Raw genomic sequence first — 13,649 nt, 5'->3', positions numbered from 1 at the left:
GTCAGTAGGTGCCGGGGAAGCTGCGATTGAGGTTGGTGTCGCTATCGGTGGTCGAACCCGACAGCCCGGTGCCGGTCGTGGTACCCGACAGCCCAGTTCCCGTCGTGGTACCCGACACGCCGGTCCCGGCCGTGGTCGAGGTACCCGCGCCCAGCGCCTGGCCGGTCGTGGTCGACGCGCCGTAGCGGTTGGCTTCGCGCGTACGGTCTTCGTTGCCGGTCTGGCTACCGAAGCGGTCGCTGCCATAGCGGTCGCTGCCATAGCGCTGCTGCGACTGATTGCCGAACATCGCCTGCTGCTGTTCCTCGTCGCGCCATGCCTGCTTGGCTTCGCTGGCGGTTTTGCGCAGCTTCACCTTGCCGTCGACCGACGATACCCAGCGCGACGGGATCGAATGGTGATGGCCACCGGCGTCCTTGTCAGTCTTCGTCAGGATGATGCGGTCGCCGCGCACCTTGTCCACCGTGCCGACATGTTCGTCGTCCGAACCGACGACTTCCATATGCTCGGTCACCTGGTTCAGGCTGTCGCGCTGCGTCTGCCGTTCGGTGCGGAACGCGCTGAATTCGCTCTGGAAACGCTGCGAATTTTCCTGGCGATATTCGTCATAGTCGCGGTCGAACGCGCTGACCTGCGTATCGCGCCACGACCGATAGGCGTGGTCGCTGTGACGGTCGTCATAGCGCGCCATCTGTTCGTCATAGCGCTGGTCGCGTTCGCGGCGGCGCTCTGCGTCCTCATCGCCGAACCACGACCGGACTTCGTCGCCGGCACGGGCGAGGAAACCGCGATCGGCGGCATCATAGTCGAGATTGTCGCGCTGGCGATCGCGGTCACCGCGGAGGCGGTCATTACCATAGCGTGCGCTGCGTTCGCCCTGATCGCCGAAACGGTTGCCGTCGGTCGAATAGCCACCGCGATACCGGTCACCCTGCGTGCCGTAGCTGCTGCCCTGCGAGCCATAGCTGCGCGATCCGCGATCGGCATGATCGAAGTCGCGGCTGCCATAGCTCCGGTCACGATCGTTGCCATAGCCCCGGTCGCGATCGGTGCCGTAGCTCGACCCGTAGGACGAGCGGCCGCCATAATAGTCGCGATTGCCCTGTTCATCGCGCTGCTGCGATCCGCTGCCATAGCTCTGGCTACCGTAACCACCCTGGCCACGATCGTCCCGGTCCCGCCAGCGGCTATCGTCGTTGCGGTTGTTGCGCGACCAGTCGTCGTCGCGCGAATTGCGATCATAGGCCATGAAAATCTCCTGCAGATGGTTCATGTTATCGCGGCGCGGCAGCAAGTTGGCTGCTGCCATGTCGTCTCCCAAGAAGCACCGACCCGGCGGATGGTTCCGGCACATCCGGTACGCGCACGACGAAGGGGCCTGCCGCAGCGACCGGTTGCGGCACCATGATTTTGATCCGGAAATGCGCGAGACCCGTTGCATCCGCATTTTGGGGCCGCTAAGGGATCGGCCCCGGCGAAGTCCGGGCACGGGGCGGGGCTGTAGCTCAGATGGGAGAGCGCTGCAATCGCACTGCAGAGGTCAGGGGTTCGATTCCCCTCAGCTCCACCACCCCGCCATTTTCCGACATCGCCATGATCCGGCTGCGTGCCAACGCACCGTCTACGCATGGCCCGTTGCCGTCCGTTGATAGCGGAGCAATACCCCACTAAAGTAATGGGATTATTCCCCGCCCCGCCCCGATGCCTACAACGGGCATCGACATCGCCGCGATCGGCGATTTTGAAACGGGGAGATCGGGTTTGAAGCCATTTATCGCACCGCTCGCGGCTGTTGCGCTGCTGGGTCTGGCGGCATGTTCGGGCAATAGCGCCGTCGAGAATGCCGCGATCGACAACAGCACGGTCGAGACGAACCTGACCTCGCTCGACGAACCGCTGGCCAACGACACCGCGCTTGGCAACGACGTCGCCCTGCCCGGCGACAATGTGGTGCTGAACGACGCGGCCCCCAATGCGGCCGATCCGGTGGCGAACGCCGCGGGCCTTTGAGTTTCGCCGCGCCCCGCGCGCGGCCTTCCGCATCGCTTTGGTTAGCTCCCTAAGCGCAACTCGGGCCGGACGGTGCATGCCGCCCGGCCCTTTTTATTCTGCGAGCCTGTTCGATGACCCTGCCCGATGACGACCGACGCCGCGCGATCGACCATGCGACCCGTGCCCTGTCGAGCGCGCGCATGGCATGGCGACAGGCGCAGCCCAGCCGACGCCAGCCGGGCGACTTTCCGCGCCGGGCACCGTTGGCGCGCACAGTCGAGCTGTTGGCGGCGGCGCTGTTCCCGGCGCGGATCGGCGGGTTCGTCGGCGATCCGGCGGCGGAGGATCATTTCGTCGCCGAACGGCTGACCGAGGCGTTCGCGCTGCTCGATGCCGCGATCGTCGCCGAATTCGCCTACTGGCGCGATGCCGCCGGGATCGAGGCCGCTGCCGACCGTCCGGCGGAGATCGTGCGGTTGTTCGCGGGCACGCTGTCGCGGGTGCGGGCATTGCTCGATACCGATGTGGCGGCGATCTTTCGCGGCGATCCGGCCGCGCGCAGCGTCGATGAAATCCTGATCTGCTACCCCGGCGCCACCGCCATCCTGCACCACCGGCTGGCGCATGAGCTGGATTCGCTGGGCGCGCCGATCGTCGCGCGGATCGTGTCGGAAATCGCCAACGAACGCACCGGCATCGACATTCATCCCGGTGCCACGATCGGGCCGGGCTTCTTCATCGACCACGGCACCGGCGTCGTGATCGGCGAGACGGCGGTCATCGGCGCGCGGGTGCGGCTGTACCAGCATGTCACGCTGGGCGCGCGCACCCCGCACCGGTCGCAGCCGCGCGGCGACAGCGGCCCCTTTGCCGAGCGGATTCCCCGCCACCCGATCGTCGGCGACGACGTGGTGATCTATGCCGGCGCGACGATCCTCGGCCGGGTGAAGATCGGCGACCGTGCGGTGATCGGCGGCAATGTGTGGCTGTTGAAGGATGTCGCGCCGCACACCGTCATCGTCCAGCCGGAGGCGGTCGCGGCGTCCTGATCTTTTGACGGCCTTTCGGGGACGCAGGCGAAACGAAATCGACCGCCCTGACGTTGAGCGGTGAACGATGATAAAGGTAGCCAGCTACAATATGCGCAAAGCGATCGGGACCGATCGCCGCCGCATGCCCGGACGCACGCTGGAGGTGTTGCGCGAGGTCGATGCCGACATCATCGCGCTGCAGGAATGCGATCGGCGGCTGGGCGAGCGCGCCGGGGTCATCCCGCTCAACATGCTGGACGACCACAGCCCGTGGAAGCCGGTGCCGATCGCCATCCGCGCACAGTCGATGGGCTGGCACGGCAATGCCCTGCTGGTGCGCAAGGACGCGACGATCAGCGCCCCTCGGCGGATCGAGATTCCGGCGCTGGAGCCGCGCGGCGCAGTGCGGGCCGATGTGACGCTGAACGGCATGACGATCCGGGTCGTGGGCATGCATCTCGACCTGTCCGGGTTGTGGCGGCGCAAGCAGGCACATGCGATCCTGCACGACGTCGATGGGTGCCAGCCGCCGCTGCCCAGCGTCCTGATGGGCGACCTGAACGAATGGACGCCGCAATCGGGATGCCTGCGCGATTTCGGGCGGAACCATCGTTTCGCCGAGACCGGCCCCAGCTTCCATGCGCGGCACCCGGTCGGGCGGCTCGACCGGATCATGGTGTCAAGCGGGCTGCGTGTCGTCGATTCGGGCACCCATCACAGCGCCGCCGCGCGCAAGGCATCGGACCATTTGCCGATCTGGGCGACGCTCGACGCGGCATGAGCGACGCGCCGCCCCCGCTCCACGACCGCGAATTGCGACTGGCGCTGGTCTGCTACGGCGGGATCAGCCTTGCGGTCTATATGCACGGGGTGGTCAAGGAGGTGTGGCATATCGCCCGCGCCAGCCGCGCGATGCAGGACGATGGCGATGCGCTGGGCGGCAGTGCCGGGGTGTACCAGGCGATGCTGCACGAGTTGGCGGCGCTGAGCGGCATCCGGCTGCGGGTGCTGGTCGATATCGTCGCCGGGGCGAGTGCCGGCGGGATCAACGGCGTGTTCCTGGCGCATGCGGTCGCGACCGGACAGTCGCTCGACCCGCTGACCGAATTGTGGCTGGAGGGCGCGGACATCGAGGCGTTGATCGATCCGGCGCAGGCCCCGGCGAGCGCGCTGTCGCGCCCCTGGGCACGGCCGATCGCGTGGATGGCGCTGGGCCGCGAGGGCGAGGACGTGTCAAGCGTCGACGTCGCCGCGCGCGACGAACTGCGCGCCAAGCTCGACCGGTTCGTGCGGGCGCGGTGGTTCGAACCGCCTTTCGGCGGGCGGGCGATGGTCGACATGCTGCTGAACGCGTTCGAGGCGATGGCGGCTGGGCCGGTCGGACCACGGCTGTTGCCGCCGGGCCAGCCGCTCGACCTGTTCGTCACCGTCACCGACTTTGCCGGGCACCCCGAACTGCTGCGGCTCAATTCGCCGAAGGAGGTGGTCGAGACCGAGCACCGCATCGTCATCGGCTTTTCCGACCATGGCGACGGGCCGCTCGCCGATCCCGCCGAACTGGTGTTCGCGGCGCGGGCGACGTCGAGCTTTCCCGGCGCGTTCCCGCCGTTCCGGGTGGGGGAGCTGGATACGGCGCTCAAGGACCGGGGCACCGACTGGCCGGGGCGCGAGGCGTTCCTGCGCCGGGTGCTGCCGCGACAGGCGGCGGTGGGCATGGTCGAGCAGGCGGCGCTGATCGACGGTTCGGTGCTGGCCAACGCCCCGTTCCGCCCGGCGATTGATGCGCTGCGCGAACGCCCGGCGCGACGGCAGATCGACCGGCGCTTCGTCTATCTGGACCCCGCGCCCAACCACAAGTTCGGGATCGGCCCGGAGACCAAGGGGCCGCCGACCTTTTTCCAGACGATTCTGGGCGCGCTGTCCGAACTGCCGCGCAAGCAGCCGATCCGCGACAATCTGGACGCGATCCAGCGCCGGTCGGAGCGGATCGAGCGGATGCTGGCGATCGTCGAGAAGCTGCGCGCCGGGGTCGAGGCGGAGGTCGAGCAGCTGTTCGGCTATACGCTGTTCCTCGACTGGCCGACGCCTTCGCGGCTGGCCGGCTGGCGACAGCGGGCGCAGGTGCAGGCGGCCAGGCGCGCCGGATATGGCCATGCCGCGTACGGCCTGCTGAAGATCGATCAGGTGCTCGACCGACTGGCCGATCGTATCGCGACGCTGGCCGACGACCCCTCCCCCGATCGCCGGCGGCGGCTGCGCGCGGCGTTCCACCGGATCGTCGTCGAGCGCGGTGCCGACCAGTTCGACGGCGACGGCGCGGCCACGGCATCGATCGATTTCCTGCGGGCGCACGACCTGGCGTTTCGCATCCGGCGGCTGCGGCTGCTGGTCCGGACCGTTTCGGCGATGGAGCCGGAACAGGATGCGGCGGCGCTGGCCCCGGTGCGCGAGGCGATCTTTGCCAGCCTGACCCCCTATCTGGCGTGCGAACATGCCGACCATTTCGCCGCCGTCCGGCAACAGGCCGCCGACAAGCGTGCCGATCCGGCCGAGTTGCTGGCGGCGATGGCGGCGGCGATGGACCTGGCGACGCTCGACGCGCGTGCCGAGGAGCATTTGTCGGCGGCGCTGTCCGCCGCCCCGCGTGAGATCCGCCGGCCGGTGCTCCTCGCCTATCTGGGCTTTCCGTTCTTCGACATCGCGACGCTGCCGCTGCTGGGCGGCGAAGGGCTGGACGAATTCGATCCGGTGCGGGTCGACCGGATCGCCCCCGACGACGCCCCCTCGATCCGCGCGGGCGGGGCCGAGGCGACGCTGAAGGGCATCCGGTTCAACAATTTCGGGGCGTTCTTCAGCCGGTCGTACCGCGAGAACGACTATCTGTGGGGTCGCCTGCACGGGGCGGAGCGGATGATCGATATCGCGCTGTCGACGCTGCCGGGTGATGTCCGCCTGCCGCCGGGCTGGATCACCCGGCACAAGCGCGCCGCGTTCCTCGCCATTCTGGACGAGGAGGAGCCGCGGCTGACGACGATCCAGCCGCTGTTCGACGAATTGCGCTCCGAGATCGGTTAGCGGCGACGGGCAAACCCCGCACAGAAGAAGCGGGACCCCGGATCACGTCCGGGGTGACGGTTGAGGCTGGCGGTGGTGTCCGACGAGCCTGCCCGCCGCTATTGGAAATTCCTGACCGACCGGCGTAAGGATAGGCCCCAAGCGAGCATAACGACGAAGGCGCACACCGCATGCAATTCCTGAAAACCCTCTTCTGGGCCTTGCTGGTCGGGGTGATCGTCGCCTTTGCGCTGAACAACATGACGATGGTCCCGCTGAAGCTGTGGGGGTCGCTCTATGCCGATGTGAACCTGCCGCTGCTGCTGCTCGTCACGTTCCTTGCCGGGTTCCTGCCGACCTTCGTCGCGCTGCACCTGACGCGGTGGCGGCTGCGGCAGCGGATCGTGGCGACCGACCGGACGCTGGCGGCGCTGCACCGGGCCGAGCCGGTGTCGGTCCCGGCCGATCCCGCGCCCATCCCGTCGCAGGTCGCACCGGGGGCCATCGCCGCCCCCGTTCCTTCGCCCATCGCACCGGGAGCCGCATTGTGAGCCGTTCGCCCATCTATGTCGCGATCGACACCCCCGACCTCGACCGCGCCAAGGCGCTGGCGCAACAGGTGCGCGGCCATGTCGGCGGGCTGAAACTGGGCCTCGAATTCTTCATGGCCAATGGCCGGGCGGGGGTGCGGACCATGGCGGATCTCGGCCTGCCGATCTTTCTCGATCTGAAATTCCACGACATTCCCAATACGGTCGCCAAGGCGATCCAGGCGCTGGGCCCGATGAACCCGGCGATCCTGACCGTCCATGCTGCCGGCGGGCGGGCGATGCTGGAGGATGCGAAGGCCGCCGCACCGGTGGGGACGAAGGTCGTCGCGGTCACCATGCTGACCAGCCTCGACGCGCATGACCTGTTGTCGATCGGCCTTGCCCCCGACCCGCATGAGCAGGTCGTGCGGCTGACCGAACTGGCCAAGAGCGCCGGGATCGACGGCGTGGTGTGTTCGGGCGCCGAGGTGGCGGCGGCGAAGAAGGCGTGGCCGCAGGGGTTCTTCGTGGTGCCCGGCGTCCGCCCGGCGGACGGCCCGGTCGGCGACCAGAAGCGGGTGGTGACCCCGCGTGCCGCGCTGGATGCCGGGGCGTCGGTGCTGGTGATCGGGCGGCCGATTACGCAGGCGGCGGACCCGGATCAGGCAGCTCGGGCGATTGAGGGGACGTTGTAGGACGCGCCGGGCAAGGTCGAGCGAAGCTCGACCGAGCCGCACGAGGCGCGTCCGGCCGGCGGCGCGAACAGCGCCGTCCGACGACGCGAGCTTTGCCCGCGGCGGGGCCTTGGGTGGGGCTGAAATCGTCACGCTCAATTAGCCCGCTGTTCTCCGATCGTAGAAGAAGAAGCGGGACCCCGGATCAAGTCCGGGGTGACGCGGTATTATAGGGCAGCCGACCCCGCGCAAATCCGCCGTTTTCGCGCCCAAAGTTCACAAAGTTCACACTCGCCACAGTCTTTCGCGATGGCTGCGCCACCCTGTCAAAACGCCTGCCGCTCACGCAGGCGCGACCATCGCGGCCACGCTGGCAGATCGTCCGTTTGTAGGAAAGCCGTTGCGCCCCTGAACCTATCCGCGTGCCTGGCGTTGCGGGCAGGGATATCTGCGGAGGAACCATGGACCGGCGAACCATCTTCGTGACCGGCGGCGAATCGGGCATCGGTGCGGCCTGTGCGGCGGCGTTCGGCGCCTTGGGCGACCGTGTGGCGATCGGCTATTATTCGGATGCGACGGCGGCGGAGGCCAGCGCCGATGCGGTGCGTGCGGCCGGGGGTGAGGCGATGACGGTGCAGGCCGACGTCGCCGACGAGGCATCGGTCGATGCCGCCTTTGCGGCGGTCGAGCAGGCCTGGGGTCCGGCGGGTGTGCTGGTCAATTCGGCCGGGCTGAACATGTCGGGCGTGACGGTGCGCGACATGACGCTCGACCAGTGGCGGCGGTTGATAGACACCGACCTGACCGGGGCGTTCCTCACCTCGCGGCGGTTCCTGACCGGGCGGGGCACCGAGCCGGGCGATGCGGCGATCCTGCACATCTCGTCGATCCATGCCTATGCAGTGCGTGCGGGTGGTGCGGATTATTGCGCGGCGAAGGGCGGGCTGTCGAACCTGGTCGAGACGCTGGCGATCGAGGAGGCACCGCGCCGCATCCGGGTGAACGCGATCGAACCGGGCATGATCCTGACGCCGATGAATGCGAAGGCGAGTGCGGACGCGACCTATCGCGCGACGCTGGAGCGCAACATCCCGCTCGGCCGCGCAGGCCGGGCCGAGGAGGTCGCCGATCTGGCGGTGTTCCTGGCGTCGGACAAGGCGCGCTATATCACCGGTGCGCGGATCGTGATCGATGGCGGGCTATCGCTGATGCAAGCGCTGGGCGCGTGATCGCCGCCCCCTCCCCCGTCGCCGATCCGCATCGCAAGGATGCCGTCGCCGACAGCCCCGTAGCGCTCGATTTCAACGTGAAGGCGATCGAGGACGTCACGATCGAGGGGCCGCCCGAGCTGATGGCGCGCGACCTGATGAGTCCGTTCGTCTGGCGCGAGGGCGACGGGCGCTATGCGATGATGGTGCGCGCGGTGGTGCCGCCGGGGCAGGAACTGGTCGATACCGGCGTGATCTGGGCCGGGTGGAGCGACGACGGGCAGCATTTCCGGATGCTCGACCGGCCGTCGATCGTGCCGGGGCCGGGCGACCATGACGCGGGCGGCGTGGAGGACCCGACGGTGGTGCAAACCGATGCGGGCTATGTCGTCTATTATTCGGGGGTGCTGGCGGATCATTCGCATGGCGAACTGTCCTATGCCGCTGGGCCGACGCTGGATGCGCTGACCAAGAGCGGGGTCGCGCTGGCGTCGTCCAAGTCGGAGGGTAATACCAAGGAGGCGACGGTCGATCGCACCGCTGATGGCGGCTGGCGGTTGTTCTATGAATATGCCGCCGACGAAGCGTCGCGGATCGGGCTGGCAGTGGGTGCCGATGTGGCCGGGCCGTGGGACGAACAGCCGACGCCGTTCACCCCGCGCGAAAATAGCTGGGACGACTGGCATCTGTCGACCGGGCCGCTGTTAACCGATGATCCGGCGCGGCCGGTGATGTTCTATAACGGCGCGACCCGCGATGCGCGCTGGCGGATCGGGTGGGTGGCGTTCGATGCCGAATATTCTCGCGTCGTGGCGCGCGGCATCCAGCCGCTGGTGACGCCACCGCCGGTCGATGACCGCACCGCGACCGACATTGCGTTCGCGGCGTCGGTGGTGGTCGTCGATGGGGCGATCTGGCTGTATTATTCGCTGGAGGACCGGCGGCTGGCGCGGGCGTTGATCCGGCGGAGTTGAGGGGTTCCGACCGCCGTCACCCCGGGCTTGACCCGGGGTCCCGCTTTCTTGCGGCGGCCGGTCGGAAGAAGAAGCGGGACCCCGGATCAAGTCCGGGGTGACGTTGGGAAGGGAGCGCGCGCACCAACTGATGGTTCTCTTTCCGCCCGCAACCTTCTAAGCCACGCGCCATGACCCTCATCAAGATTTGCGGACTTTCCACCCCAGAAACCCTGTCCGCCGCGCTGGGTGCGGGGGSGAGCCATATCGGGCTGGTGTTCTTCGCCCCCTCCCCGCGCAATGTCGGGTTCGACGTTGCCAGCGGTCTGGCGCAAGGCGTGCCGGGGCGGGTGGCGAAGGTCGGGGTGTTCGTCGATCCCGACGATGCGCTGCTCGATGCGGCGAGGGCGGCGGCGCGGCTGGACGTGGTGCAGTTGCACAAGACCGCGCCGGATCGCGTCGCGGCGATCCGTGCGCGAACCGGTCGTGAGACGTGGGGCGCGGTGGCGGTAAAGACGCGGGCCGATCTGGACGGTGCGCGGGCGTTGGCCGGGGCGGCCGACCGGGTGCTGTACGATGCCAAGACGCCGCCGGGTGCGGCGCTGCCCGGTGGGATGGGGTTGCGGTTCGACTGGGGGCTGCTCGACGGGTTCCGCCATCCGCTCCCCTGGGCGCTGTCGGGCGGGCTGGATGCGGGGAACGTCGCCGAGGCGATCCGCGTGACGCGCGCGCCGCTGGTCGATGTATCGTCGGGCGTGGAAAGCGCGCCGGGTGTCAAGGACCCGCAGCGCATCCTAGCCTTTTGTGCAAGCGTGCGCAGTGCCTGATCGATAGACATGGGCGCGCGTGCGGCGTAACGAGCGTCGCCATGAACGCCCCCAACAGCTATCGCGCACAGCCCGACGACCGCGGGCATTTCGGTGATTTCGGCGGCCGCTATGTCGCAGAAACGCTGATGCCGCTGATCCTCGACCTCGACCGCGAATACAAGGCGGCGAAGGCCGACCCGGCCTTTGCGGCGCAGTTCGACGATCTGATGACCCATTATGTCGGTCGGCCCAGCCCGCTCTATCACGCCGAGCGGCTGTCGGAGACGCTGCGCGCGTCGGCCGAACCGGGCATGGGCGCGCAGGTGTGGTTCAAGCGCGACGAGCTGAACCATACCGGCGCGCACAAGATCAACAACTGCATCGGCCAGATCCTGTTGGCGATCCGCATGGGCAAGACGCGGATCATCGCCGAGACGGGCGCGGGCCAGCACGGCGTGGCGACGGCCGCCGTCTGTGCCCGCTTCGGCCTGCCCTGCGTCATCTACATGGGTGCGCGCGATATCGAGCGGCAGCAGCCCAATGTGTTCCGCATGAAGCTGTTGGGGGCCGAAGTCCGGCCGGTCACCTCGGGCGCGGCCACGCTGTCAGATGCGATGAACGAGGGCCTGCGCGACTGGGTCGCGAACGTCCACGACACCTTCTACATCATCGGCACCGCCGCCGGGCCGCATCCCTATCCGGAGCTGGTGCGCGATTTCCAGAGCATCATCGGCCGCGAGGCGCGCGCACAGATGATGGAGCGCACCGGCCGCCTGCCCGACCTGCTGGTCGCGGCGATCGGTGGCGGGTCGAACGCGATCGGGCTGTTCCATCCGTTCCTCGACGATGCCGACGTCGCGATGCTGGGCGTCGAGGCGGCGGGCCACGGGCTGGACAAGGACCATGCCGCATCGCTGGCGGGCGGGTTCCCCGGCATCCTGCATGGCAACAAGACCTATCTGCTGCAGGACGAGGACGGGCAGATCGCCGAGGGGCATTCGATCTCGGCCGGGCTCGACTATCCGGGGATCGGGCCGGAACATGCGTGGCTGCGCGATATCGGGCGCGTCGAATATGACAGCGCGACCGACAAGGAAGCGCTGGATGCGTTCCAGCTGCTATGCCGGACCGAGGGAATCATCCCCGCGCTGGAGCCGGCGCATGCGATCGCCGCTGTGGCGCGGCGGGCCAAGACCATGCGGTCGGACCAGATCATCCTGGCGAACCTGTGCGGGCGCGGGGACAAGGATATCTTCACCGTGGCCAGCGCGCTGGGGGTCGAAATCTAAAAAAGCCCTCTCCCCTTCATGGGAGAGGGTTGGGAGAGGGTTGGGAGAGGGGCAGTGCGCGACGCTTCGTTGATCGAGCGAGCCAAGGCGGCGCGCAAGGTTCCTACCCCCGCCGAGCAAAAGCTGTGGTTCGCGTTGCGGGCGGAACGCTTCGCTGGCGTCAAGTTTCGGCGGCAGAAGGTGATCGGGCCGTATATCGCGGACTTTGCCTCGAACGCACCGAAGCTCGTGGTCGAGGTGGATGGCCATTTGCACGGCGATACGGTCGATTACGATGCCGAGCGCACCGCCTATTTGACCGAGCTCGGCTATCGGGTAGTGCGGTTCACTAATGCTGACGTGATGCATAATTTGGAAGGCGTGTTGCGCTTGTTGGAAGATGTCGTGAACAACCCCCTCTCCCAACCCTCTCCCCTTCAGGGGAGAGGGCTTTGACTCGTCTCGCTGCCGCATTCAGCAAGGGTCGCCCGGCGCTCGTCTGTTTCGTGACCGCTGGAGATCCGACGCCTGACGCCACGCCGGCCATCCTCGACGCGCTGGTCGCCGGCGGGGCGGACGTGATCGAGCTTGGGATGCCGTTCACCGATCCGATGGCCGATGGCCCCGCGATCCAGTCGGCCAATATTCGCAGCCTCGACGCCGGCACGCGCACCGCCGACGTGCTGCGCATCGCGACCGGGTTTCGGGAGCGGCATCCGCAAGTGCCGCTGGTGCTGATGGGCTATGCCAATCCGATGGTCCGGCGCGGGGCGGAGTGGTTCGCGCAAGGCTGCGTGGCGGCGGGCGTCGACGGCGTGATCTGCGTCGACATTCCGCCCGAGGAAGACGATAGCCTTGGCGTGCAGTTGCGCGCGCATGGCATTGCGCCGATCCGGCTGGCCACGCCGACCACCGACGCCGCGCGGTTGCCGGCAGTGCTGGAGGGAGCCGGCGGCTTCCTTTATTACGTCTCGGTCGCCGGGATTACCGGCAAGCAGCAGGCGGTGCAGGCTTCGATCGACGAGGCGGTCGCCCGGCTGAAGGCCGCGACCACCCTGCCGATCGCGGTCGGCTTCGGCGTGCGCACGCCGGAACAGGCCGCCAATATCGCCCGCGTTGCGGACGGCGTGGTCGTCGGATCGGCGATCGTCGAGATCATTGCCGAGCACGGCGCCAACGCCGCCGAACCTGTCCGTAGCTATATCGAAACCCTCGCCACTGCCGTCGCGCAGGCGAGCAAGGAACCCGCATGAGCTGGCTCAATCGCGTCCGCAACGCCCTCCCCTTCGTCGCGCGCAAGGAAACGCCCGACCATCTCTGGCACAAGTGCAAGGGATGCGGGCAGATGATCTTCACCAAGGAATGGGAAGAGAATCTGCACGTCTGCCCGAAATGCGACCATCACGGGCGCATCGGGCCGAAGGAGCGGTTCCAGCAGCTGTTCGATGACGGCAGCGTCCAGATCCTGCCGAACCCGAAGGTCGCCGAAGACCCGCTGAAGTTCCGCGACAGCAAGCGCTATGTCGACCGGCTGAAGACCGCGCGTACCGATACCGGCGAGCAGGACGCGTATCAGAACGCCTATGGCACGATCAACGGCAAGCCTTGCGTGATCGGGGTCCAGAATTTCGCGTTCATGGGCGGATCGATGGGCCAGTTCGTGGGCGAGGCGTTCATCGCCGGGGTCGAGGCGGCGATCGCGCGCGGGGTGCCATACATCGTGTTCACCGCCAGCGGTGGTGCGCGGATGCAAGAGGGCATTTTGAGCCTGATGCAGATGCCGCGCACGACCGTCGCGATCGAGATGCTGCACGATGCCGGGCTGCCATATCTGGTGGTGCTGACCGATCCGACGTCGGGCGGGGTCATGGCGGCCTATGCGATGCTGGGCGACGTGCAGATTGCCGAGCCGAAGGCGACGCTGGCGTTCACCGGGCGGCGCGTGATCGAGAGCACGATCCGCGAAAAGCTGCCCGACGATTTCCAGACCAGCGAATATTATCGCGACCACGGCCTGATCGACCGCGTGACGCATCGCCGTGATTTGCCGGGCGAGCTGGCGCAACTGATCGAGTTTCTGGGGCGCAAGGAAGCGGCTTGAACGGTTAGTTCCTCCCCGCTCGCGGGGAG

General features: G+C 67.8%; 14 protein-coding genes and 1 tRNA gene. 14 read left to right on the top strand and 1 reads right to left on the bottom strand.

Features of this window, described 5'->3' with window-relative positions; translation table 11 throughout:
• Nucleotide 1: 1 nt before the first annotated feature.
• Nucleotides 2–1,309 (bottom strand): DUF2171 domain-containing protein, encoded by a 1,308-nt coding sequence (locus ASE58_RS07640; protein ID WP_055819373.1) that lies wholly within the window; start codon nt 1,307–1,309, stop codon nt 2–4.
• Between the two features lie 185 nt (nt 1,310–1,494).
• Here ASE58_RS07640 and ASE58_RS07635 point away from each other — a divergent pair.
• From ASE58_RS07635 to accD, 14 genes are all read left to right on the top strand, one after another.
• Nucleotides 1,495–1,570: transfer RNA gene (locus ASE58_RS07635), tRNA-Ala, on the top strand.
• A gap of 191 nt (nt 1,571–1,761) precedes the next feature.
• Nucleotides 1,762–2,010: a hypothetical protein gene (locus tag ASE58_RS07630; RefSeq protein ID WP_156347651.1), complete on the top strand. Its 249-nt coding sequence runs from the start codon at nt 1,762–1,764 to the stop codon at nt 2,008–2,010.
• A 113-nt stretch (nt 2,011–2,123) separates the two neighbouring features.
• The gene (gene epsC / locus ASE58_RS07625) at nt 2,124–3,041 is read left to right on the top strand and encodes a serine O-acetyltransferase EpsC (RefSeq protein ID WP_055819367.1); all 918 of its coding nucleotides are present in this window, start codon (nt 2,124–2,126) and stop codon (nt 3,039–3,041) included.
• A 67-nt stretch (nt 3,042–3,108) separates the two neighbouring features.
• A complete protein-coding gene (locus tag ASE58_RS07620) occupies nt 3,109–3,804 on the top strand; it encodes an endonuclease/exonuclease/phosphatase family protein (protein WP_055819364.1) in 696 nt (231 codons plus the stop codon).
• On the top strand, nt 3,801–6,098 hold the full coding sequence (locus ASE58_RS07615) for a patatin-like protein (protein WP_055819361.1): 2,298 nt from the start codon (nt 3,801–3,803) through the stop codon (nt 6,096–6,098). The genes ASE58_RS07620 and ASE58_RS07615 overlap by 4 nt, the downstream gene beginning before the upstream one ends.
• A gap of 170 nt (nt 6,099–6,268) precedes the next feature.
• Complete coding sequence (locus tag ASE58_RS07610; RefSeq protein ID WP_055819358.1) at nt 6,269–6,628, top strand: lipopolysaccharide assembly protein LapA domain-containing protein; 360 nt, start codon at nt 6,269–6,271, stop codon at nt 6,626–6,628.
• Nucleotides 6,625–7,302, top strand: coding sequence for an orotidine-5'-phosphate decarboxylase (gene pyrF / locus ASE58_RS07605; RefSeq protein WP_055819355.1), 678 nt, complete (start codon nt 6,625–6,627; stop codon nt 7,300–7,302). The genes ASE58_RS07610 and pyrF overlap by 4 nt, the downstream gene beginning before the upstream one ends.
• Nucleotides 7,303–7,742: 440 nt before the next feature.
• Nucleotides 7,743–8,510: an SDR family NAD(P)-dependent oxidoreductase gene (locus ASE58_RS07600; RefSeq protein ID WP_055819352.1), complete on the top strand. Its 768-nt coding sequence runs from the start codon at nt 7,743–7,745 to the stop codon at nt 8,508–8,510.
• Entirely contained in the window at nt 8,507–9,463 is a 957-nt protein-coding gene (locus ASE58_RS07595) for a glycosidase (RefSeq protein ID WP_235513532.1), read from the top strand. The genes ASE58_RS07600 and ASE58_RS07595 overlap by 4 nt, the downstream gene beginning before the upstream one ends.
• Nucleotides 9,464–9,633: 170 nt before the next feature.
• The gene (locus ASE58_RS07590) at nt 9,634–10,269 is read left to right on the top strand and encodes a phosphoribosylanthranilate isomerase (RefSeq protein WP_055819350.1); all 636 of its coding nucleotides are present in this window, start codon (nt 9,634–9,636) and stop codon (nt 10,267–10,269) included.
• A gap of 41 nt (nt 10,270–10,310) precedes the next feature.
• Nucleotides 10,311–11,540, top strand: coding sequence for a tryptophan synthase subunit beta (gene trpB / locus ASE58_RS07585; protein WP_055819347.1), 1,230 nt, complete (start codon nt 10,311–10,313; stop codon nt 11,538–11,540).
• A gap of 54 nt (nt 11,541–11,594) precedes the next feature.
• Nucleotides 11,595–11,975 carry an endonuclease domain-containing protein gene (locus tag ASE58_RS17885; protein WP_235513531.1) on the top strand — a complete coding sequence of 127 codons (381 nt, stop codon included), beginning with the start codon at nt 11,595–11,597 and terminating at the stop codon, nt 11,973–11,975.
• Entirely contained in the window at nt 11,972–12,772 is an 801-nt protein-coding gene (trpA, locus tag ASE58_RS07575) for a tryptophan synthase subunit alpha (RefSeq protein ID WP_055819341.1), read from the top strand. Before ASE58_RS17885 ends, trpA begins: the two co-directional genes overlap by 4 nt.
• The gene (gene accD / locus ASE58_RS07570) at nt 12,769–13,620 is read left to right on the top strand and encodes an acetyl-CoA carboxylase, carboxyltransferase subunit beta (RefSeq protein WP_055819337.1); all 852 of its coding nucleotides are present in this window, start codon (nt 12,769–12,771) and stop codon (nt 13,618–13,620) included. Before trpA ends, accD begins: the two co-directional genes overlap by 4 nt.
• Nucleotides 13,621–13,649: the final 29 nt, after the last annotated feature.

The organism is Sphingomonas sp. Leaf9 (assembly GCF_001421355.1).
Taxonomy (GTDB): Bacteria; Pseudomonadota; Alphaproteobacteria; order Sphingomonadales; family Sphingomonadaceae; genus Sphingomonas.
Note: the sequence above shows the minus strand (reverse complement) of the source record. Positions and strands in the feature narration are given on the sequence as shown.